20 protein-coding genes and 1 tRNA gene are annotated in these 21,058 nt (G+C 63.2%); 13 read left to right on the top strand and 8 right to left on the bottom strand.

What is annotated here, in order from left to right:
- Positions 1-46 precede the first annotated feature (46 nt).
- On the top strand, positions 47-1,156 hold the full coding sequence (locus PHAMO_RS14035) for a DegT/DnrJ/EryC1/StrS family aminotransferase (protein ID WP_002730253.1): 1,110 nt from the start codon (positions 47-49) through the stop codon (positions 1,154-1,156).
- Between the two features lie 13 nt (positions 1,157-1,169).
- Here PHAMO_RS14035 and PHAMO_RS14030 read toward each other — a convergent pair whose 3' ends face one another.
- Entirely contained in the window at positions 1,170-2,243 is a 1,074-nt protein-coding gene (locus tag PHAMO_RS14030) for a site-specific DNA-methyltransferase (protein ID WP_040567364.1), read from the bottom strand.
- A 396-nt stretch (positions 2,244-2,639) separates the two neighbouring features.
- Between PHAMO_RS14030 and PHAMO_RS14025 the strand changes: the two genes are divergently transcribed.
- Positions 2,640-3,704, top strand: coding sequence for a flagellar basal body P-ring protein FlgI (locus PHAMO_RS14025; protein WP_002730248.1), 1,065 nt, complete (start codon positions 2,640-2,642; stop codon positions 3,702-3,704).
- A gap of 4 nt (positions 3,705-3,708) precedes the next feature.
- On the opposite strand, the gene PHAMO_RS14020 is transcribed toward PHAMO_RS14025, so the two are convergent.
- A complete protein-coding gene (locus tag PHAMO_RS14020) occupies positions 3,709-4,236 on the bottom strand; it encodes a hypothetical protein (RefSeq protein WP_002730246.1) in 528 nt (175 codons plus the stop codon).
- Positions 4,237-4,296: 60 nt separating this feature from the next.
- Between PHAMO_RS14020 and PHAMO_RS14015 the strand changes: the two genes are divergently transcribed.
- From PHAMO_RS14015 to PHAMO_RS13965, 11 genes are all read left to right on the top strand, one after another.
- Positions 4,297-5,745, top strand: a complete 1,449-nt coding sequence (locus PHAMO_RS14015; RefSeq protein WP_002730244.1) for a cryptochrome/photolyase family protein — start codon at positions 4,297-4,299, stop codon at positions 5,743-5,745.
- Between the two features lie 30 nt (positions 5,746-5,775).
- Positions 5,776-6,546 carry a formylglycine-generating enzyme family protein gene (locus PHAMO_RS14010; protein ID WP_002730242.1) on the top strand — a complete coding sequence of 257 codons (771 nt, stop codon included), beginning with the start codon at positions 5,776-5,778 and terminating at the stop codon, positions 6,544-6,546.
- 114 nt (positions 6,547-6,660) lie between these two features.
- Positions 6,661-6,747, top strand: a tRNA-Leu gene (locus tag PHAMO_RS14005).
- An 81-nt stretch (positions 6,748-6,828) separates the two neighbouring features.
- A complete protein-coding gene (locus PHAMO_RS14000; protein WP_002730240.1) occupies positions 6,829-7,440 on the top strand; it encodes a ribonuclease D in 612 nt (203 codons plus the stop codon).
- Positions 7,441-7,618: 178 nt separating this feature from the next.
- Positions 7,619-8,587: a KpsF/GutQ family sugar-phosphate isomerase gene (locus PHAMO_RS13995; protein ID WP_002730238.1), complete on the top strand. Its 969-nt coding sequence runs from the start codon at positions 7,619-7,621 to the stop codon at positions 8,585-8,587.
- Positions 8,584-9,282 carry an LPS export ABC transporter periplasmic protein LptC gene (gene lptC / locus PHAMO_RS13990; protein ID WP_002730237.1) on the top strand — a complete coding sequence of 233 codons (699 nt, stop codon included), beginning with the start codon at positions 8,584-8,586 and terminating at the stop codon, positions 9,280-9,282. The genes PHAMO_RS13995 and lptC overlap by 4 nt, the downstream gene beginning before the upstream one ends.
- Positions 9,279-10,208, top strand: coding sequence for an LptA/OstA family protein (locus tag PHAMO_RS13985; protein ID WP_002730236.1), 930 nt, complete (start codon positions 9,279-9,281; stop codon positions 10,206-10,208). The genes lptC and PHAMO_RS13985 overlap by 4 nt, the downstream gene beginning before the upstream one ends.
- On the top strand, positions 10,208-11,038 hold the full coding sequence (gene lptB / locus PHAMO_RS13980; RefSeq protein WP_002730234.1) for an LPS export ABC transporter ATP-binding protein: 831 nt from the start codon (positions 10,208-10,210) through the stop codon (positions 11,036-11,038). The genes PHAMO_RS13985 and lptB overlap by 1 nt, the downstream gene beginning before the upstream one ends.
- Positions 11,039-11,052: 14 nt before the next feature.
- The gene (rpoN, locus tag PHAMO_RS13975) at positions 11,053-12,573 is read left to right on the top strand and encodes an RNA polymerase factor sigma-54 (protein WP_002730232.1); all 1,521 of its coding nucleotides are present in this window, start codon (positions 11,053-11,055) and stop codon (positions 12,571-12,573) included.
- Positions 12,574-12,737: 164 nt separating this feature from the next.
- Positions 12,738-13,202, top strand: coding sequence for a PTS IIA-like nitrogen regulatory protein PtsN (gene ptsN, locus PHAMO_RS13970; protein WP_002730231.1), 465 nt, complete (start codon positions 12,738-12,740; stop codon positions 13,200-13,202).
- 199 nt (positions 13,203-13,401) lie between these two features.
- Positions 13,402-14,313, top strand: a complete 912-nt coding sequence (locus PHAMO_RS13965; RefSeq protein ID WP_040567360.1) for a cation diffusion facilitator family transporter — start codon at positions 13,402-13,404, stop codon at positions 14,311-14,313.
- Between the two features lie 51 nt (positions 14,314-14,364).
- On the opposite strand, the gene PHAMO_RS13960 is transcribed toward PHAMO_RS13965, so the two are convergent.
- Genes PHAMO_RS13960 through PHAMO_RS13935 form a run of 6 tightly spaced genes read right to left on the bottom strand, consistent with a single transcriptional unit; the run spans position 14,365 to position 21,054 of the window.
- Positions 14,365-14,745, bottom strand: coding sequence for a response regulator (locus tag PHAMO_RS13960; protein ID WP_040567303.1), 381 nt, complete (start codon positions 14,743-14,745; stop codon positions 14,365-14,367).
- Positions 14,746-14,747: 2 nt separating this feature from the next.
- A complete protein-coding gene (locus tag PHAMO_RS13955; RefSeq protein ID WP_002730226.1) occupies positions 14,748-17,858 on the bottom strand; it encodes an EAL domain-containing protein in 3,111 nt (1,036 codons plus the stop codon).
- Positions 17,859-17,916: 58 nt separating this feature from the next.
- Positions 17,917-19,155 (bottom strand): NupC/NupG family nucleoside CNT transporter, encoded by a 1,239-nt coding sequence (locus PHAMO_RS13950; RefSeq protein ID WP_002730224.1) that lies wholly within the window; start codon positions 19,153-19,155, stop codon positions 17,917-17,919.
- Positions 19,156-19,214: 59 nt separating this feature from the next.
- Positions 19,215-20,042, bottom strand: a complete 828-nt coding sequence (ccmI, locus tag PHAMO_RS13945; protein WP_002730223.1) for a c-type cytochrome biogenesis protein CcmI — start codon at positions 20,040-20,042, stop codon at positions 19,215-19,217.
- On the bottom strand, positions 20,039-20,518 hold the full coding sequence (locus PHAMO_RS13940; protein WP_002730222.1) for a cytochrome c-type biogenesis protein: 480 nt from the start codon (positions 20,516-20,518) through the stop codon (positions 20,039-20,041). The genes ccmI and PHAMO_RS13940 overlap by 4 nt, the downstream gene beginning before the upstream one ends.
- A complete protein-coding gene (locus PHAMO_RS13935; RefSeq protein ID WP_002730221.1) occupies positions 20,515-21,054 on the bottom strand; it encodes a DsbE family thiol:disulfide interchange protein in 540 nt (179 codons plus the stop codon). Before PHAMO_RS13935 ends, PHAMO_RS13940 begins: the two co-directional genes overlap by 4 nt.
- Positions 21,055-21,058: the final 4 nt, after the last annotated feature.

Raw genomic sequence — 21,058 nt, 5'->3', positions numbered from 1 at the left:
CGATGCCTCTGGTCCCCGATTGCCGTTGGTACGAAGGAATCCACCGATGATCTCTCAGGTGCCGTTGCTGGATCAGGGAATGCTGGCACGCGCCCGGCTCCCCGCCATGAGCGATTCCACGCTGATCCAGCCGTGGCGACGGCCGGATGACGAGGCCCGCCTGATCGACCGTTCCGCCCACGGGCTGGCGGCGCTGGCCCGCGCGATTGCAGAGCGGTTGGGTCGGTCGCCNCGAGTCGCCCTGCCCGGCTGGATTTGCAGTCAGGCCCTGGAGCCGCTGCGCCAGACCGGCGCGGGATTAACCTACCTGCCGGTCTCGCTGCGAACCGGCCAGATCGACTGGGACGCCGCCGAAAGATCCGGCCCCTTCGATATCCTGGTGGTGGTGCATACGTTTGGCGAGCCAGTCGAGATGGACCCCGCCCGCGCCTTGTGCGCCCGCCACGACTGCTTTCTGGTCGAGGATTGTGCCCATGCCCTGGCTCCCGCCGCCGGAATCGCCGATGCGGGAGACGCGGTGCTGTTCAGCCCGCATAAACTGTTCCCCCTGCCCGAGGGCGCGGTACTCAGCCTGTCTTCCGCGGCAAGCGGATGGGCTGCGGATCTCGACCGCGCGCTGGGCCGTCCACCGATGGCCGGAGACGACCGCGCCTGGCTGAACCACCGACTGTTCCAGGACGCCGTGCCGGACTCGTTGCGCCGGTTCGTTCCCCAAAGCGGATTGTCGCGGTTTGAGGCCGATCCGCCATTGTCCGATCCGCCCTCGCCGGTGGCCCCGTCCGACATGGCCCGCCGCTTGCTGGCCGCCGCCGATATCGCCGAGGAGACGCGCCGCCGCCGCGACAATGCCGAAGCGTTGTCGAAGGTGGTCAGCCGATTAAAAGACGTCCGGCTGCTGTTCCCCAAATCGAAGGCCGTGCCCTATCGATTGGCGCTACGGGCAGACAATCCCCAGGTGGCGGCGGCGCGATTCGCTGCCTTGCGCCAAGCCCATCTGCCGGTCGAATCCTGGCCTGACCTACCGCCCCGCGTTGTCGCCGATCCCAACCACGCCGACGGCGCAATGACCCTGCGCAACACGGTTCTGCTGCTGCCGGTTCACGGAGCCTTGAACGCGGACGATCTGGCCCGCGCCTATCGCCGAATTTTAAAATAAGGGTTGCGGCGAGTTATATCTCGGCCCTGATCCGCTCGCGTAGACGATCGATCGGCAGCAAAGCCCCCGTCTCGTCCTCGTAATGCCAAAAGGTCCAGCCGTTACAGGCCAGGGCCTCTTGCACCTGCGCGCCGACCTTGTGGATTGAGCCACGCACAGACCCGCAGCACACCGTGCCATCGGCGGCGATGATCGCGGCATGCGCCCGCCGCGCTCCACCAAACAACGTCTGACCGGGTTTTAACATCCCGGCCTCGATCAGCGCCCCGAACGGAATACGGGGTTCCGTCCGGCGCGACGGCGTAACCAGCAACGCGGGATCGGGGGCGGGACCAACCTCGGCCAACCGGGCGCGAGCGGCCTTGATGTAATCGGGATCGCGCTCGCAACCGATATAATGCCGCCCCAACTTCAGCGCCGCCGCTCCGGTCGTGCCGGTGCCGAAGAACGGGTCGAGCACCACGTCTCCCGGCCGAGTGGTGGCAAGGATGATCCGGTAGAGCAGGGATTCCGGCTTTTGGGTCGGATGAGTTTTGCGCCCATCGGTCTTCAGCCGTTCCTGTCCGACACACAGCGGCAGCATCCAGTCGCTGCGCATCTGAAGATCGTCGTTCAGCGCCTTCATCGTCGCGTAATTGAAGGTCGGCCGCGCCTCGGCCGAACGGGCACACCACAGCAGGGTCTCGTGCGCGTTGGTAAAGCGCGTGCCCATGAAATTCGGCATCGGATTGGTCTTGCGCCAAACGATGTCGTTCAGCAGCCAAAAGCCCTGATCCTGAAGGATCGTGCCGACCCGATGGATATTGTGGTACGAGCCGATCACCCACAGCGCGCCGTCGGGTTTCAACACCCGCCGCGCCGCCGCGACCCAATCGCGGGTGAAGGCATCGTAAGCCGCAAAATTGGCGAAGCGATCCCAATCCTCGTCCACACCATCGACGCGGGTCGCGTTGGGGCGAATCAAATCGCCACCAAGTTGAAGATTATAGGGCGGATCGGCAAAAACCAGATCGACAGAACCGGCAGGCAACCGATTCATTCCGGCGATGCAATCGCCCTCCAGGATCGTATCGAGGGGAAGGGACATCCGCTCACTGTCGGCGAAGGCGACGATGCCGTCAACCCCGAGAGGATGGGGTAAAGGCACGGTGGATGCCCTCGCAGGCAAACCACAGGTCGCACAGGCGACGGCTGGCACACTGACACCCATCTTCGGCCAAGGCGGGAACATCGTGATCGGCCCCTTGACACAAGGCCAACATCATTGCCCGCACACGCTCCGGCAGACAGTCGGCTTTTCCAATGGGCATTGGCACCCCACCTATTTTTAAAGGTCACGACTATCGTACTCACTCGCCTATCGCGAGAGAAGAATTCCGTGGTCCTATGACCTACGACGTTACCCTGATACGGATATCCTAGCCCGAATCGGTCGGGGCAAGGCATGATGAGGATATCGGCGACAGTTTTAAGGGGAAGCACCATGCGATTTGGACCGACGACGGGCCTGCTGGCAGCCCTGCTGCTTGCCACCTCTTTCACGCCCACTCTCGCCCAACAGGTCCGGGTCAAGGACATCGCCAGCGTCGGCGGCATGGCCGAGGCGGGCTTCACCGGCTTTGGCATGGTGGTCGGATTAAGCGGCACCGGCGATTCGCGCCCACCCGGTCCGGGAGCGGCATTTCCCTCCGGCCGCGATTCGGCGGTGGTGATGGTCACGGCGCGGCTGGCACCGGGTCTGCGCGTCGGCAGCCGGGTCGATGTCACTGTCGCCGCGACCGGCGATGCCCGCTCGCTGGCGGGTGGAACCCTGGTCCCTACCGCGCTGGAAGGAGGCGATCGTCGCATCTATGCCGTGGCCGAAGGCCCGGTCGCGGCCGCCGGATCGTGGGCGGGAGGAATCGCCGCCTCGGTGACGCGGGGCAGTCCGACCACAGGCACCATCTCCGGCGGCGCGACAATCGAACGTGATCTTCCCCTGGCTCTGGGAGCCGAAGGCGAGGTTCGCTTCCTGCTCCGCCGTCCCGATTTCACCACCGCGCGGCGACTGGCCGAGGCAATCAACGCCTCGCTGGGACGCAAACTGGCCCGGCCGCTCGACAATGCGGCGGTGTCGGTCGCGGTCCCGCCCGATTATCCCGACGGCGCGGCGGGGCTGATCGCCACCGCCGAAAACGCGGTGCTGACCCCCGACCGCTCGGGCCGGAGCGTCGTGATCGACAGCCGCACCGGAGCCATCGTGGCCGGACTCGACATCCCGCTGGCTCCGGTGGCGATCAGCCATGGCGACATGACCATCCGGGTGCAGGAAACCCCACAAGTCTCGCAGCCAGCACCGTTCTCGTCTGGCGGCAAGACGGTAATTGTCCCGCGCAGTTCTGTCGAAATCGACGAAACCGGCCGAATGGTGGCGATGCCGGCGGGCGGCACCGTGGGTGACCTGCTCAACGCCCTGACCAAGGCCGGAATGTCGGCACTGGATCGGATCGCAGTGTTGCAAGCGGTGCGCGCCGCCGGGGGCTTCGACGCAGAACTGGTGGCGCGGTAAAGCGCTACTTCACAGGCGTCCAGTCGGACCAACCGCCGCCAGCAAGCGGAGAGCGGCAGAAGCCGATGTCCCACACCTGGGTACTGATCTTCGGATGAACGCTATCGAAGGTAAATGCGCCGTCTTTGATCGCGGGCAATTCCTCGGAAACGATGACGGTGACCCGGTTATCGACGCAATCCTGGGACTCGGTGGTTTCGTGCCGCGTGGTACGGACGGCAACGCGGTGAGTCGAATGCTTTTCTTCGGCGGATGCCTCCGAGACCTTCCCCGGCACGCTGTCTTCCAGGTTGGAGACGCGGTTGCGGATCGCCTTCAGCGACAGATCCTTGGCCAGACCACTGGTCAGCCGGTTGGCCGGACCGTTGGGAGCGGCATAAAAAGCATCGATATTGGCGAAAGTGGTTTCGACCACCGCCACCGGCAGCTTGGCCTCGCGGGCGACGTCGGCGACGTCAGAGGCCAGCGCCGGCACGGCCAGAACGGCGAAAACGGCCGTCAGCGGCAAAATTGATCTGGAAGCGACGGGCATGATTAAAGTCCTCCTTCGAGGTCCGGACGGGACGCGACACTGTGGCGAAGGAGACATGCGATGACAAGACCGGCGATCGTCTGGTTCCGCCGCGACCTTAGGCTGGCCGACAACCCAGCCCTGGTCGAAGCGGCAGCAAGCGGACAGCCCCTCATTCCGTTGTTCATCGACGAGACCGGCGTACCGGAAGGCGAAGCCGATGGCGGCGCGACCCGGTGGTGGCTGCACCACTCATTGCTATCGTTGGGTCGCGATCTGGCCGCGCGGGGGGTGCCGTTGCTGCTGCGCCGAGGCGAGCCTCTGGCCGTTCTGGAGGCGCTGGTCGCCGCGACCGGCGCGACACGTGTGCTGTGGAACCGCCGTTACACGCCACGCGGTGTAGTGCAGGACACCACGATCAAGGCCGCCCTGACCCGGCATGGGATCGAGGTCCGCTCGTTCAAGGCCGGATTGCTATTCGAACCGTGGGAAATCGCCACCCGCTCCGGCACCCCATTCCGAGTCTTCACCCCGTTCTGGCGAAGCTGCCTCGCCGCTCCGCCTCCAGACCGGCCGCTGCCGCCGCCAGCCGCCTTGCGGCCCTGCGAGTCGGTCCCGCCCGGCGACGATCTCGGATCGTGGCGGTTGCTGCCGACCGCGCCGGACTGGGCCGGAGGACTGAACGCGGACTGGCAGCCGGGCGAGGCCGGAGCCGAAGCACGCTTACAGATCTTTCTCGATCAACGGCTGAAAGCCTATGCCGTCGCCCGCGACCTGCCCGGACAGGCGGGAACCTCGCGCCTGTCGCCTCATCTGGCTTTTGGTGAGATTTCGCCCCGTCGCGCCTTTCACGCCGCCCGCGATGCCGCAGGAAGCGGAAACGGGCTGGACCGCTTTCTGGCCGAACTGGGGTGGCGCGAATTCTGCGCCCATCTGCTGTTCACCGTGCCCGATCTGCCCGAGCAGCCGCTGCGCGGCGAGTTCGCCGCCTTTCCCTGGCGCGACGATCCCGAGTTGCTGGTGGCATGGCAACGAGGACGCACCGGCTTTCCCCTGGTCGATGCCGGAATGCGCGAATTATGGACAACCGGCTGGATGCACAACCGGGTGCGGATGGTCGTCGCCTCGTTTCTGGTCAAGGATCTGCTGCTATCGTGGCGGCTGGGAGCCGACTGGTTCCGCGACACCCTGGTCGATGCCGATCTGGCCAGCAATGTTGCAAGCTGGCAGTGGGTCGCCGGGTGCGGAGCCGACGCCGCGCCGTTCTTCCGCATCTTCAACCCGACGCTTCAGGGCGAGAAATTCGATCCAGACGGACGCTATGTCCGCCGGTGGTGCCCGGAGTTGGCCGGATTGCCCGACCGCTGGCTGCATCAGCCGGGGCGAGCCTCGGACATAATATTACGCCAAGCCGGGGTAAGCCTGGGCCGGTCCTATCCCCATCCGATCGTCGATCACGATGTCGCCCGCCGTCGCGCCCTGGCGGCGATGGAGAATTGTCATGGCGGCGAAGGGAGCGAGAGCCGTTAGATCCTCCCTTCGCCAATTTGGGAGGATTCCATGGCAATCCGAACCGTTTTGATCGCGCTGCTGCTGGCCGGATGGCTGACGGCAGCTCCCCAGGCGCAGGCAGAACCGGCGGCAGGCGCATTGTGGACCGATCCCGCCACCGGCATTGTGTTCGTATGGGTTCCAGGCGGCTCGTTCGAGATGGGATGCTCGGGTTCCGGCTGCCCGGAAAGTGAAACACCCGCCCATTCCCGCCGCATCGATGGATTCTGGCTGTCACGAACCGAGATCACTCAGGGGCAGTGGGGCCGCCTGATGGAGGACAACCCGTCGAAATTCCATAAAGGCAACGATTACCCGGTCGATCAGGTGACATGGGAGGACGCCCACGCCTTGATCGCCAAGATGAACAAACACGGCAACGGCACCTTCCGCCTGCCTAGCGAAGCCGAGTGGGAATATGCCTGCCGCGCCGGCAACCCCGCCGATCCCTATTGTGGCGGCGCTACGCCCGACGCGGTGGCCTGGTTCAACGCCAACTCGAAAATGGCAACGATGCCGGTAGCGACCAAGGCCGCCAATCGGTTCGGCCTCTTCGACATGAGCGGCAATCTGTACGAATGGGTCGAGGATTGCTGGCACGACAGCCATGCGGGAGCCGCCGCCGATTCCAGCGCCCGCACTGGCGGAGAATGCCTGTCGCGGGTTCTACGCGGCGGATCGTGGGGGAATTATCCGGCTCAGATCCGCGTCACCACAAGGCGAAGCGACAGCGACGTCAAATGTCCGTTCATTGGTCTGCGGCTTGTTCGCGACCGGTAAGATTCAAGGGCGGGAAAAAAGATTTTATCGAAAGGTAAAAAACAGCGTTGACAGAGAGAGCGCCCTCGAATATTTCTCTGGGCCTCGGACGGCGCGGCCGTTCGCAGGCTACCTGCCCAGGTGGCGGAATTGGTAGACGCGCTAGATTCAGGTTCTAGTGGCCGAAAGGTCGTGGAAGTTCGAGTCTTCTCCTGGGCACCATCACCTTGACCTTCGGGTTAAGGCTGGATGGCTAAAAATGGACGCGGTGCCGCTCCTCCCTGATTATCACAGGAGCAGCCCGTGTCCTTTTTTTATTACCGTGACGATCTTCCCGCCGACCTCGATCTCGGCCCGGTGGTCGCCATCGATACCGAGACGATGGGCCTGAACCTGCATCGCGACCGATTGTGCGTAGTGCAGCTTTCGTCGGGTGACGGCAATGCCCACATCGTCCACTTTCCCGAACCGCGCTGGAATTCACCCAACCTGACCCGGCTGTTCGCCGATCCGGGCGTCACCAAGCTGTTTCACTTTGCCCGTTTCGATCTGGCGATGATCCGTCGGCATTTCGGCGTCCGCTGCCAGCCGGTCTATTGCACCAAGATCGCATCGCGCCTGACCCGCACCAACACCGACCGCCACGGCCTCAAGGATCTGTGCCGCGAGTTGGCCGGGGTCGAAATGTCGAAGCAACAGCAATGCTCGGACTGGGGTGCCGCCACCCTGTCGGAAGAGCAGATCGCCTATGCCGCCTCGGACGTGCTCTATCTGCACCAGTTGTGGGCCCGTCTTGACGAATTGCTGGCGCGCGAAGGCCGGACCGAACTGGCGCGCGCCTGTTTCGACTTCCTGCCCGACCGGGCCGACCTTGATCTTTCCGGCTGGCCTGAGGAAGACATTTTCGCGCATTGATAAATGGTGCGGGACGGAAGAGACATGGCGATCCCGCGCTTCATCCGTCCCCGTCGGGGAATGCAGGAAACGGACCAGAATAGCGTTTTGCCTTTCCGTACCCCGGTGGATTCGTATAGTAGGGGGGCCTTGGGCCGCCCGTCCGGCGTGGCCCGGCCCCAGCCTATCGGACCCTGACATGACCGCCGCCGTCACCGACTCCATCACCATTGCCCGCCGCGTGCTGACCACCGAGGCCCAGGCTTTGGGCGTTCTGGCCGAAAGCCTCGGCCACCCCTTCGACGCCGCGATCGAAGCGCTGGAACGGGTGTCGGGTCGCGTGGTCGTCACCGGCATGGGCAAAAGCGGCCATGTCGCCCGCAAGATCTCGGCGACCCTGGCCTCGACCGGCTGTCCGTCCTTTTTCGTCCACCCCGCCGAAGCCAGCCATGGCGATCTCGGCATGGTCACACGCGACGATGCGGTGGTGGCGCTGTCGAATTCAGGAGAAACGCCGGAACTGGGCGACATCATCGCCTATTGCCGCCGCTTCGATATCCCCCTGATCGGCATCACTTCGGGTGCGGCCAGCACTTTGGCCGCCGCCGCCACCGTAGCGCTGGTGCTGCCCAACCACCCCGAAGCCTGCCCCAACCGCTTGGCTCCAACCACCTCGACAACGATGATGCTGGCGCTGGGCGACGCCCTGGCGGTCACCCTGCTGGAGCGCAAGGGCTTCACCGCCGCCGATTTCCGCTTGTTCCATCCCGGTGGCCAGTTGGGCCGCCGCCTGCTGCGGGTCTCGGACCTGATGCATGGCGGCGCTGACTTGCCGTTGGCGCCGCCCGCCGCCCCAATGACCGAGGTGCTGCTGGTCATGACGAAAAAGAGCCTGGGCTGCGCCGGTATCGTCGATCCGGATGGACGGCTGATCGGGATCATCACCGATGGCGATCTGCGCCGCCACATGCGGGGCGACCTGCTGTCGCTGTCCGCGGCCGAGGTGATGAATGCCACCCCGAAGACGGTGCCGCCGACCCTGTTGGCCGCCGAAGCCCTGGGGATCATGAACGCCAAGACCATCACCAGCCTGTTCGCCGTTAACGAAACCGGGCACCCGGTGGGCGTTCTGCACGTTCACGACTGTCTGCGCGCGGGTTTGGCGTGATCGACGCGGGCGAGGCCGCCCGACGTCTCCGCCGGCGACTGCACCCGCAGCGTACCGGCCCGTTCGCCCGTTATTCCCACTTCGTCGGGATCATGAAGATCGTGTTGCCGTCGCTGACCGTGGTGCTTCTGGCGCTGCTGGTAGCGTGGCCCAAGCTGACCATGGAGCAAAACGGCTTCCAGATCGGGTTTGCCCGGCTGCCGTCGAAAGAGGTCGAAACCCTGGCCATGCACAACCCGCGTTATTTCGGTATCAACGAAGGCAATCGACCTTATTCCGTCAGCGCCGACCTGGCCACCCAGGAAAACGGCCGCAGCGAGACCATCCACCTTGACAATCCAAAGGCCGACTTCACCACGTCAAGCGGTGCCAATGTCGTGATCGAAGCTGATTCCGGTCTATATCAGAAGGCGACCAATACCCTTCTCCTGACCGGCAACGTCAACCTCTACCACGATTCCGGTACCGAGATGCACACCAACTCGGCCACGATCGATCTTGCCCATTCCACCGCGCACGGCAACGACCCGATCACCGGCAACGGCCCCCAAGGCCGGATCGACGCGGCTGGCTTTGACATTACCAACAAGGGGCGCACCCTGACCTTCACCGGCAAAAGCCAGATGTCGCTGCGCGGAGTCGGTTCCCCCGCGAAAAAATCAGGCAAGACCCAGACCCAGGGAGCCCCGCGATGAGTCCCGCGCTCCGCTTCGTCCCCATCCTGGCCGTGACCCTGCTGTCGGCCGCCGCTCCTGCCGCCGCTCAGGGCTTCGGCATGTCCCAGGGCGGCGGCGACCAGCAGCTTCAGGTCTTTGCCGACAACGGCATCGAATGGCATTCCGAGGATCTGCGCGTCATCGCGACCGGCAATGCGAAGGCAACGCGCGGCACCATGTCGGTCGATGCCGACAAACTGACCGCCTATTACCGTCAGACCGGCGGCAAGGGCGACGAGATATGGCGGTTGGACGCCGACGGCACCGTAACGATCCGTTCGCCCAACGATACCGCCACCGGGACCAAGGCGATCTATGACCTCGACAAGGCGGTATTCGTGCTGAAGGGCGCGCCCGCCCGGCTGGTCACCGCCACCGATCAGTTCCAGGCCAGCGAAAGCCTGGAATATTGGGAGGCGAAGAAGATGGCGGTGCTGCGTGGCGATGCCGTCGCCACCCGCGACAATCGGACATTGCGGGCCGATGTCATCACCGCGCATTTCCAGGACAAGGCGACCCGTACCGCGCAGAAAAGCGCGAGCGGGACGGCCAAAGGCAGCAGCGACAGCCTGGATCTCCAGCGCGCAGACGCCTATGGTCATGTCCGCCTGACCACCGCCACCGAAACCGTCACGGGCGACCGGGGCGATTACGACGCCACCACCGAGATCGCCACCGTCACCGGCTCGGTCAAGATCACCCGCGAGGGCGGCAACCAGTTGGAAGGCGGCTGGGCCTATGTCAATCTGAAGACTGGGATCAGTAAGCTGTTCCCCGCTCCGCCCGGCACAAACGGCGCCAGTCCGCGGGTTCAGGGCGTGTTCACTCCGAAGAAGCAGGACGAACAGGGCCGGTCGGGCTTTTCCGGCCGGGTTCCCTCCAACGAGGACTTTAGCAACCACTGATGCAGACCGTACCCGACTCCGATCCCGAAATCGAGGTTCCGGCCGATCCTGAAATCGAGGGTCCGGTCGATTCGTCGCCCAGCACGCCCCCCGCTCATCGGCTTGGGCCGGGTGGTCTGGTCGCACGTGACATCGGCAAGCGATTCAAACGCCGCTCGGTCCTGCGCGGCGTCTCGATCAGCGTGCAGCGGGGCGAGGCGGTCGGCCTGCTCGGCCCCAACGGCGCGGGCAAGACCACCTGTTTCTACTGTATCACCGGCCTGATCGCCCCGGACGAAGGGTCGATCCTGCTGGACGGCAACGACATCACCGCCCTGCCGATGTATCGCCGCGCCCGGCTTGGCATCGGCTATCTGCCGCAGGAAGCATCGATCTTCCGTGGCCTGACAGTCGAGGGCAACATCATGGCGGTGTTGGAAGTGGTCGAAGCCGACCGCGAACGGCGCGAGCACGATCTGGAAAGCCTGCTGTCGGAATTCTCGGTCGCCCATCTGCGCCACGCCCAGGCAATGGCGCTGTCGGGCGGCGAGCGGCGCCGGGTCGAAATCGCCCGTGCCCTAGCGGGGCGGCCGCACTTCATTCTGCTCGACGAGCCGCTGGCCGGTATCGATCCGATTGCCGTGGCCGACATCCGCGACCTCGTTTCTCACCTGAAGGACCGCGATATCGGAGTCTTGATCACCGACCACAATGTACGAGAGACACTGGACATCATCGACCGTGCCTACATCCTGCACGACGGTTCGGTGATGATGGAGGGCAACCCCGCCGAGATCGTCGCTCACGAAGGTGTGCGGCGGGTCTATCTGGGCGAGCATTTCAGCTTGTAAAAGGGACAGACCCGATGGCTCTCGGTCCCCGCCTCGATCTCCGTCAAAGCCAGTCGCTGGTAATGACCCCCCAATTGCAGCAGGCGATCAAGCTGCTGCAATTGTCCAGCCTTGAGCTGAGTTCTTTCATCGACCAGGAACTGGAACGCAACCCGCTGCTGGAGCGCGAGGACGCCGACCGGCCGATCGAAACAGTCGCGGCGGAACCCCGCGCCGATGCCAATGACCTGCCGGTACTGGATGCCGCCCCGCCTGAACCGCCGATCCTCGACGGCATGACCGCCGCGACCGCCACCGAGGGAATGGATATCGATGTCGATAACGTCTTCAACAACGATAGCGCCGCCGATTCGGTCGGAATGGAGGGCTATGGTCAATGGAGCGGCAACGGCAGCGGCGGCCGTCACGATTTCGAAGATGGCGAATCCAGTCTGGATCAGGTATCGGCAGGTGAGATCAGCCTGCGCGACCACCTTGTCGCCCAGATCAACGTCGATATTACCCTGCCGGGCGACCGCCTGATCGCGTTTCATCTGATCGAGATGCTGGACGGGGCGGGGTATTTGATTGGCGACCTCGACGATCTGGCGATACGGCTGGGCTGCGCTCCGGCCCGGATCGAGGCCGTGCTGACCCGTGTTCAGGGATTAGACCCGGTTGGCGTGTTCGCCCGCAGCCTGAAGGAGTGCCTGGCCCTGCAACTGGCCGAGCGCAACCGGCTCGACCCGGCGATGGCGGCGATGCTCGATCATCTTGACCTGCTGGCACGACGAGACCTGTCCGGCCTGATGAAAGTCTGCGGCGTCGATGCCGAGGATCTGGCCGAGATGATTGCCGAGATTAAGGTGCTGGACCCAAAGCCCGCGCTGCGCTTCGACCACATCGTCGCGCCACTGGTGATCCCCGACGTCCTGATGCGCCGCGCCCAGGATGGCGGCTGGCTGGTCGAACTGAACTCGGACACCCTGCCCCGCGTGCTGGTCAACACCCGCTACTACACCAAGATCGCCGCCAGCGCCCGCACCAAGGACGACAAGACCTATATCAGCGAACGCTTCCAGTCGGCGAACTGGCTGGTCAAGTCGCTGCACCAGCGCGCCACCACCATCCTCAAGGTCGCGACCGAACTCGTGCGGCAGCAAGACGCCTTTTTCCGCCTGGGGGTCAGCCACCTTCGCCCGCTGGTGCTGCGCGACATCGCCACCGCGATCTCGATGCACGAAAGCACCGTCAGCCGCGTCACTTCGAACAAATATATCGCAACACCGCGCGGCATCTTCGAAATGAAATACTTTTTCACCCAGTCGATCAATTCCGCCGATGGCGGCGACGCCCATTCCGCCGAAGCGGTGCGCCACCGAATCAAGGGGTTAATCGATGCCGAAGGCAAAGACGTGCTGTCCGACGAGCGGATCGTCGAAATCCTGAAAGCGGAAAGCATCGACATTGCCCGTCGAACGGTGGCAAAGTATCGGGAGGCAATGAACATTGCCTCCTCGGTCCAGCGTCGGCGCGAAAAATCGCTGGGGATGTGACCGGGTGGCAGTCCGCTTGACTCGGACGCAAGGGGGAACTATTTTCCGCCCCTCCCCAGGGAACTCGTGGGGGCGGGGCTGTGTGCTGATCGTTGGGATAGTCCCGCGTCCGGCCTAGCCTGGGGTGCCCGCTGGGATTCGAGTCCCGCTGAATAGGTGGATTCATGGAAATCACCGACCTGATCACTCCGTCCGCCGTCATTTCAAACCTTCGCGCCACGTCGAAAAAACAGGCGCTACAGGATTTGGCGCGGCGGGCGGCCGAGATCACCGGACTGCATGAACGGGCGATCTTCGACGTCCTGCTGGAACGGGAACGGCTTGGCACCACTGGTGTCGGCAACGGCATTGCTATTCCACATGGCAAGCTGCCCAACCTCGAACGACTCTATGGCTTGTTCGCCCGGTTGGAACGCCCGATCCAGTTCGATTCAATCGACGAGCAACCGGTCGATCTGATTTTTCTGCTACTGGCCCCGGAATCGGCGGGTGCCGATCACCTGAAGGCTTTGGCCCGCGTCTCGCGCCTATTGCGTGACCGTGCCGTTTGCGAAAAGCTGCGCGGCACCGACAATGCCGATGCTCTTTACGCCCTGCTGACCGAGTCTCCGGCCTCACGCGCCGCCTGATCGGCGGCAACACGATCGTCCTAGGTTCCTTGATGGATGCAACCTAGGTTGTGAATCTTTGACCCTTTGTCGCCATCTGCTATCATGCTTCAACCTTTGTTGGGGCCGGTGGCCGATGCCGACGAAGGGGAAAAGCTTCGTTCCCATAATCCGGGAGCGATCCAACGCCGAGATTCGTCAAAGCAAAAAAGCATCCATCATGTCCAAAACCTCTACGCAGCAGGAACAGAAGCTTCTTGCCATCTCGATCGCTGTCACCGTTCTCACCGCCATCGCTGGCGTTGTGTTCGGCCTCATGATTCAGTCGAGAACCGTCATCTTCGATGCATTCTACACCCTGATCGACTCGGTCATGACCCTGGTCGCTCTGGGTGTCTCGCGCCTGATCGCGCGCGGAGACGACCGTCTGTTCCAATACGGCTACTGGCACCTTGAACCGCTGGTGGCTCTGGTCAACGGGCTGGTCCTCGTCACAGCCTGCGTTTATGCCGTGCTGGAAGGACTGAATGGAATTTTGTCGGGTGGACGGGTCGTCGATTTCGGACCGGGAGCCATCTTCACCGGCATCGGCGGCGTGATCTGCCTGACGATGGCGGCATTCATCCACATCCGTTCAACCAATATCCAGTCAGAATTGTTGCGAATCGACGCCCGCGCCTGGTTGCTGGGCGGCGTCATCAGCCTGGGCGTTTGCATCAGCTTCATCACCTGCAACCTGCTGGTCGAGGCTGAATACGCTTATCTGGCCCCTTATGTCGATCCGTTCGTCCTGATGTTGCTGGCGGGCAGCCTGCTGCCCCTCCCGCTACAAACGGTCTGGCGAGCCACCCGCGAAATCCTGTTAATCGCTCCGCCAGAGCTTGACCGCACCGCGCGCGAAGCCGCCCGCATCGTCTCTGAGCGTCATGGCTTTGCCGCGTTCGAAAGCCATGTCATGAAGGCGGGACGGGTTAATTTCATCGAAATCGGTCTGGTGGCTCCCTCGGGGGAGATGACGCGCAGTTTTGCCGAACTCGACGAGATCCGTCAGGAAATCGCCGACGAACTTGGCGGAGCCGTCCCTGGTCACTGGCTGACGGTCGATTTCACCGCGGACAAACGCTGGATCTAATCCTTGATCCTTGCGGGCACGACCGGGCTGTTTGCCCGGTCGGAGCCGGCCCTAAACCGCAGATTCGCCACCGCAATAACGAGCAACCTCGTCCAGCAGCTTGCGGATCGAGATCGGCTTGGTGATGACCTGATCGAAGCCCTCGTCAAGGAAGCCCGCGATCGAATCCGGGTCGGCAAAAGCCGTCACCGCGACCACCGGCACCTGAGACGTGCGTTCGTCGGCGCGCAATTGCTTCAGCAAATCGACGCCAGAATGCTTCGGCAATTGAATATCCATCAGAATCAGGTTGGCGTTGAATTCCGATGCGAGATCAACCAGCCCATCGCCATCCAATGATTTGACCGTGCGAAAGCCTGCGATGCCAAGCGCCTGCTCCAACAGCTTCATATTCATCGCATTATCTTCGACGATGACGATGGTACCGGGCATGGTCACCCTCCCTCTTGCACCAGGGACAGCCGCGACCCGACCAACCCTCGTCCGCCATTGGCGCCATAGCGGGCGACGAAAGCGGTGAATTCAGCGGCCGGAAGAGGCCGTTCAATCAGATAGCCCTGGATTTCATTGCAACCGTGGCTGGCCAGCATCGCCGCCTGAGCCTCGGTTTCGACGCCTTCCGCGATCGTCTTCATCCCCAGGGAATGGGCCAGGGAAATGATGGCGTTGGCGATAGCCCTTCCGTCCTTGTCCTGATCCAGATCGCTGACGAAAGTCCGGTCGATCTTGACGGTATTGACAGGAAAACGCTTCAGATAAGCCAGCGACGAATACCCCGTACCGAAATCGTCGATCGATAACGTGACCCCCAGCCGAGCCAGGGCGCGCAGAATCTTCAGCGTCGCCTCGCCGTCGGCCATCAGCATGCTTTCGGTCAATTCAAGATCGAGTTGGGCCGGGTTAACCCCGGTCTCCGCGATCGCTTCGGCGACAAGATCGGCCAGATCTTGCTCGCGGAACTGACGACCCGAGATGTTGACTCCCATCCGCAAGCCGGTCAGGCCAAGATCATCCCAATGACGCAACTGGCGGCAGGCGCTTTGCAGCACCCAGGTTCCCATCGGGACGATCAGCCCGGTTTCCTCGGCAACCGGGATGAACTTGTCCGGGGTGATGATGCCCAGTTCGGGATGACGCCAGCGGATCAGCGCCTCGGCCCCCACCAACCGGAAATCGATCAGCCGGACCTGGGGCTGGAAGAACAGCTCGAACTGCTCGGCTTTCAACGCCGCTTTGATCGAACGTTCAAGCGTCAACCGCTCGGTCACCGCGAACGACATCGCCGCGTCGAAGAAACCCAGCCGCGAATCATCCAGCCGCTTGACCGAGTGCAACGCCACCTCGGCGTTACGCAGCAGGTCGAACGCGTCGTCACCGTCGCGCGGATAGACCGAGACGCCGATATCGGCACCAATCGTCAATTCGGTACCTTGAATGATATAGGGCCGGTTCAGAGCCTCGCGGAGCCGTTCAACCCCGGCCGACACTTCGGCCGCATCGCGCAACTGCGGCAAGACCACCGCGAATTCGTCCCCGGCCAAGCGGGCGGCAGTGCCATCCGGGCCAGTATTCTGAGCCAGCCGCCGCGCCGTCTCGCGCAGCACCAGATTCCCGGATTCGTGCCCCAGCGAATCGTTAATGGTGGTAAAGCCGTCGAGATCGACCGTCACCACCGCCACCATCCGTGAACTGTCGCGAGCGCGGACCACCGCGACGCCCAGACGTTCAGCCAAGCCGGTGCGGTTGGGCAGGTCGGTCAACGGGTCGTGATTGGCTAGATAATCGACCCTCTGGGCAAGCTGTTTGTTTTCGGACAGATCGCGGAGTGTTCCGGTGAACAAACGACGGTTTTCGACCCGCAATTCCGACACCGACATATGAACCGGGAACGCGGTACCGTCCTTGCGCCGCCCCACCGCCTCGGCTCCCACCACCGCGCCGAAGCTGCGCGACAGATAATCGTGGATGGCCACCGTCAGGCGGCTTGAATCCAGTTCGGGCAGCAGCAACGAGACATGCGACCCAACCACTTCGGTCAGCGAATAGCCAAAGATACGCTCGACCGACAGATTGGCGTTAAGCAGGGTGCCTTCTTCGTCAATGGTGACGATGCCGTCCATCACCGTGTCCATGATGGCGCGGATACGATGTTCGCGCGCCGCCACCGCCCGCATCGCCGCCGTCACTTCGGTCGTGTCGCGGCCCACCAACAAGACGGCTGTATGACCCTCGCGCCGCAACGGCACCGCCGACAGTTCGACATCGCGAACCCGCCCGGCGAAGGTCACCACCTTGACCGGCATCGGGTGGCCTTCCTCGCAGAGCACATCCAGCCCGGATTCGAACATCGCCCGATAATCGACATGGACGAATTCGACAAAGCGCCGTCCCTCGCACGAGGAGGGAGCCGGAGCGCGCAGCATCCCCAGACCGGCGGCGTTGATTCGGCGGATGATCCCATCGACGCAGACGCAAATCAGGTCGGGCGACAGTTCCACCAGATCGCGGTAGGACGCCTGATCTTTCAGTAACGCGGTTTCCAGCATCGACACGTCGGTGATGCGGTCGATCAGCTTTAGAATCTGGCTGCCAGAGCGATAAATCGTCTCGGCGTAATCGCGGTAACCGGGCTGATCCAACGGCCCCAGCATCTCGGTCGCGATCATCTCGGCAAAACCGATCACGTCATTCAAGGGAGTGCGGATGTCGCGACTCATTCGCCCCATGAATTCGGTCTTGGCCCGGTTGGCGACATCGGCCTCGTCCTTGGCCTCGGCCAGCTTGGCGGCGGCGGCACGCTCGGCGGTACTGTCGTGGGAGAATAGGGCGCAACGATGCTGCCCCGGCGTCTCTCCGGCGACGGCACGCAGACGATTGGCGAACCAATGCAGACCGTCGGTATCCTCGAATTCGACCGTCTCGCAGCTATGCAGCGCCTCGGCCAGATAACCGAGGCGGTGCGCCACCAGACTGTCGGGCAACAGATCGAACAGAGAAACCCCGATCAGTTGGTCGAGCGAACGGCCAAGATAGCTCTCCGCCACTGCGTTCAGGGTCAGTATCCGCCCCTCGCTGTCGAGCAGCATCGCCACATCGTGGCTGGCATCCAGCAACGCCTGCGAGGTCCGGTGCGACGCCTCAAGTGCGCTTTGCGATTGCTGGCGTTCGATTGCGTGGCGGATCACGCGGGGCAGCATGGTCAAACCGGCGTCGGATTTAACGATATAATCCTGGGCACCGGCGCGAATCGCCTCCTGCGCGACCCGCTCGTCATCCAACCCGGTCAGCACCACCAGCGCCTTGCTGGGGGCATGAGCGCGAAGGGCAAGAACCGATTCGATCCCCTGGGCGTCAGGCAGGCCAAGATCCGACAATAAACAATCAAAACGATTAAACGGTGCCAGGGTCAATGCCTGGGCCAGACAGGAACAACTGCTGACCGACCAATCCGGCATCGCATCAGCCAAGGCAATTTCGATCAAACGCCGGTCACCGGGGTTATCTTCGATGATAAGCAGTTGAGTCGAGTCCGTGCCTTGGCTCATGGTTTGGGAACGATGCAGGATTCAGCCGGTCTTGTAAACGTCTGGCATATAAACTGTGTCAGAGAAGCAGACCGACCACCGCCCCCGTGATACAACTAGCAAGGGTTCCAGACACGATCGACCGCGTCCCCAGGCTGACGATCTCGGCCCGCCGACTCGGTGCCATCACCGTCAAACCCGCGATCAGAATGCCGAGTGATCCCAGATTGGCAAAGCCGCACAGCCCGTAAGTCATGATCAGCCGCGACCGTTCGGACAGGGCACCTTCAGGCAGATGCGCCAACTGAAGATAGGCCAGCAGTTCGTTCAGAACCGTCTTGGTCCCCATCAGACTCCCGGCGGTAATGACCTCGGACGAGGGAATTCCCATCATCCACACCACCGGAGCCATCACCCATCCCATCGCCCGCTGAAGCGAGAGCGGTTCACCCCATACCGGCGGCAAATGAGCCAAGACACCATTGGCGAGGCTGACCAGCGCGACCAGAACCACCAACATCGAGCAGATGCCAACCAGCAGCCGCACCCCGTCCAGGGTTCCCTGCACCACCGCATCCATCGACCCGCCATACGAATGGGCGTCACTGAGCCGCGCCGCGCCGGTACGGGTGTCGTCGGGGATCATGATCTTGCCGACCATGATTGCCGCCGGAATCGAAATCAACGAAGCGGTGAGAAGATGACCGATCGGATCGGGAATCACCCCCTTCAGAAAAGTGGCGTACAGCACCATCACCGTCCCGGCGATCGTTGACATCCCGGTTGTCATCACCAGGAATAACTCGCCCCGCGACAGAGACGCGATATAAGGACGGATCAGCAACGGCGCTTCGATCATCCCCAGGAACGCAGTGGCGGAAGCCGAGACCCCAACGGCACCGCCAACCCCCAGGACACGTTGCAGCAACCGCGAGGCCGTCCGCACCACCAGCGGCAGAATGCGCCAGTGATACAGCAGCGCCGACAGCGCGCTCATGACCAGCACCATTGGCAGAGCCTGGAAGGCCAACACGAAACCAGCGCTAGGGTCGGTGACGCTCCACGGCGCCGGACCACCACCGATGTAGCCGAATACGAACGCAGTTCCGGCCAGGGTCGCGGATTGCAGCGCCTCGACCGCATCGTCCAGGGCCAGAAACAGCCCCTTCGCCGCAGGAACCTTCAGCAGCAGCAGGGCAAGCCCGAACTGTGCGGCCAATCCCACCGCCATCAAACGGATCGGTGCCTGCCGCCGCTTTTCCGATAAGAGAATCGTAATAAGAAAAAGCCCAGCAAGGCCGACGAGGCTTTGCAACATAAAACTCCCCCCCCATGATTCATACGCATTCGCCTCCCCCACCGGAGATCAATGCAAACTTACTTCAATCGTTCGATCTGCTTTTCGACCTCGACCCGATCCGACGATCCGGCCGGCAGCAACGTAACCAGATGGGACAGCATCGCCAACGCCTGTTGTGAACGCCCGGCGGCCAGTTCGGCCTGAGCGACAAAGTACAGGGCATCGGGCTGATCGGGTTCAAGAGCCAGAACCTGACGCAGCAAATCGACCGCCTCGGGCACCGGCCCCTGTCCTTCCTCGATCAGCACCCCGGCCAGCTCGATCCGCGGCTCGATCGCACTGGGCATCAGCGGAATCGCCTTGCGATAGGAATCCTTGGCGGCCTCGGTCCGACCGATCGCCCGCTGCGACCGGGCCAGCATCGCCCAGTTCTTGCCATCGGAGGGATCGGCCTTCAACTTCTCTTCCAGCCGTTTCACCGTCGATTCGATCAGCGCTACCTGACTGCGGATCTCGGAGATCTCGGCGGCGCGCTCGGCATAGGGCTGGTCGGGCAGGTTGGGCGAACCCAGCAGCGCATAGAGACCGAAGGCCAGCAGCGGCAACCCCAGCGCAATTAACCAGGACGGCCAGCCGCCGGAACGCTCGGTCCCGGCCGGAGTCGCGGCGGCTCCGGTTTCTCCGGCGATCAGCATCCGCCGCTTGATCTCGGTACGGGCGGCCTCGGCCTGATCGGGCGACAGCAAACCGCGTTCGATATCCCGGCTGATTTCGTCGAGCTGATCGCGATAAACCACCATGTCGTAGGCCGAACGCGATACTGCGGCAACGGCGGGGCGCAACAGCGGCATCAGCAACCCCAGCATCGCCAAAGCGGTCAGTCCGCCGAACAGAACCCAAATCATTGGCCGGTCTCCTTCATCAGCCGGTCGAGACGGCGCTGTTCCTCGGGCGTGAGCGGCACTTCGACCGCAGGCGGAACGCTGGTCCGGCGACGACGGCGATAGAACAGCGCCACCATCCCGGCCCCCACCAGCAACAGAACCGGCGGTCCCAGCCATAGCGCCAGGGTGGTCTGTTTAAACGGCGGCTTCAGCAGGACATAATCGCCATAGCGTTCAACCAGGAAGCGGCGAACATCGTTGTCCGTATCCCCCTTGTCAATCCGTTCGCGCACGATCAGACGCAGATCACGGGCCAGATCGGCGTCGGAATCGTCGATCGACTGGTTCTGACAGACCACGCAACGCAATTCGCGCCCCAATTCGCGGGCGCGGGCCTCCTGGGCCGGGTCTTTCAGCATCTCGTCAGGATTGACCGCCAAGGCTGGCGTCGCCGCATTCAGCCCAAGAAGGAGAGCGCACAGGGCAAGGAGCCTCATTTCTCCAACTCCCGGATGATCGGCAGCAAGGTCTTGCGCCAGTTTTCGGGGGTAATCGGGCCAGTATGCTTGTAACGGATGATCCCGTTCCGATCGACGATGAAGCTTTCCGGGGCACCTGTGACGCCGAAATCGACCGCCGTCCGTCCGGGGGCGGGATCGGCACCCACCCGCTGGTAGGGATCGCCGTGCTTCTTCAGCCACGCCGCCCCCTGTTCGGGATCGTCGCGCCAGTCGATACCGTGGATCGGCACATCGCCCTGCTTTTTCAGCGCCATCAGAGTCGGATGCTCCTGGACGCAGGCGACGCACCACGAACCATAGATGTTGACCACCGACACCCGACCTTTGAGGTCGGCGGTGGACAGGCCGGTATCCTCGCCCCGGCCGGGCAGCGGAGCCAGCACCATTTCAGGCACCGCGCGGTCGATCAGAACCGAGGGGATCTGGCGCGGGTCCATCGTCAGACCCTTGAGGAACAGCACGGTCAGGCCGACAAAAATCAGAACCGGCAGCAAGTACAGAATACGACGCATCGGC

Source organism: Magnetospirillum molischianum DSM 120, assembly GCF_000294655.1.
Lineage (GTDB): Bacteria > Pseudomonadota > Alphaproteobacteria > Rhodospirillales > Magnetospirillaceae > Phaeospirillum > Phaeospirillum molischianum.
The sequence above is the reverse complement of the archived record's forward strand: the minus strand, read 5'-3'. Positions and strand labels throughout refer to the sequence as shown.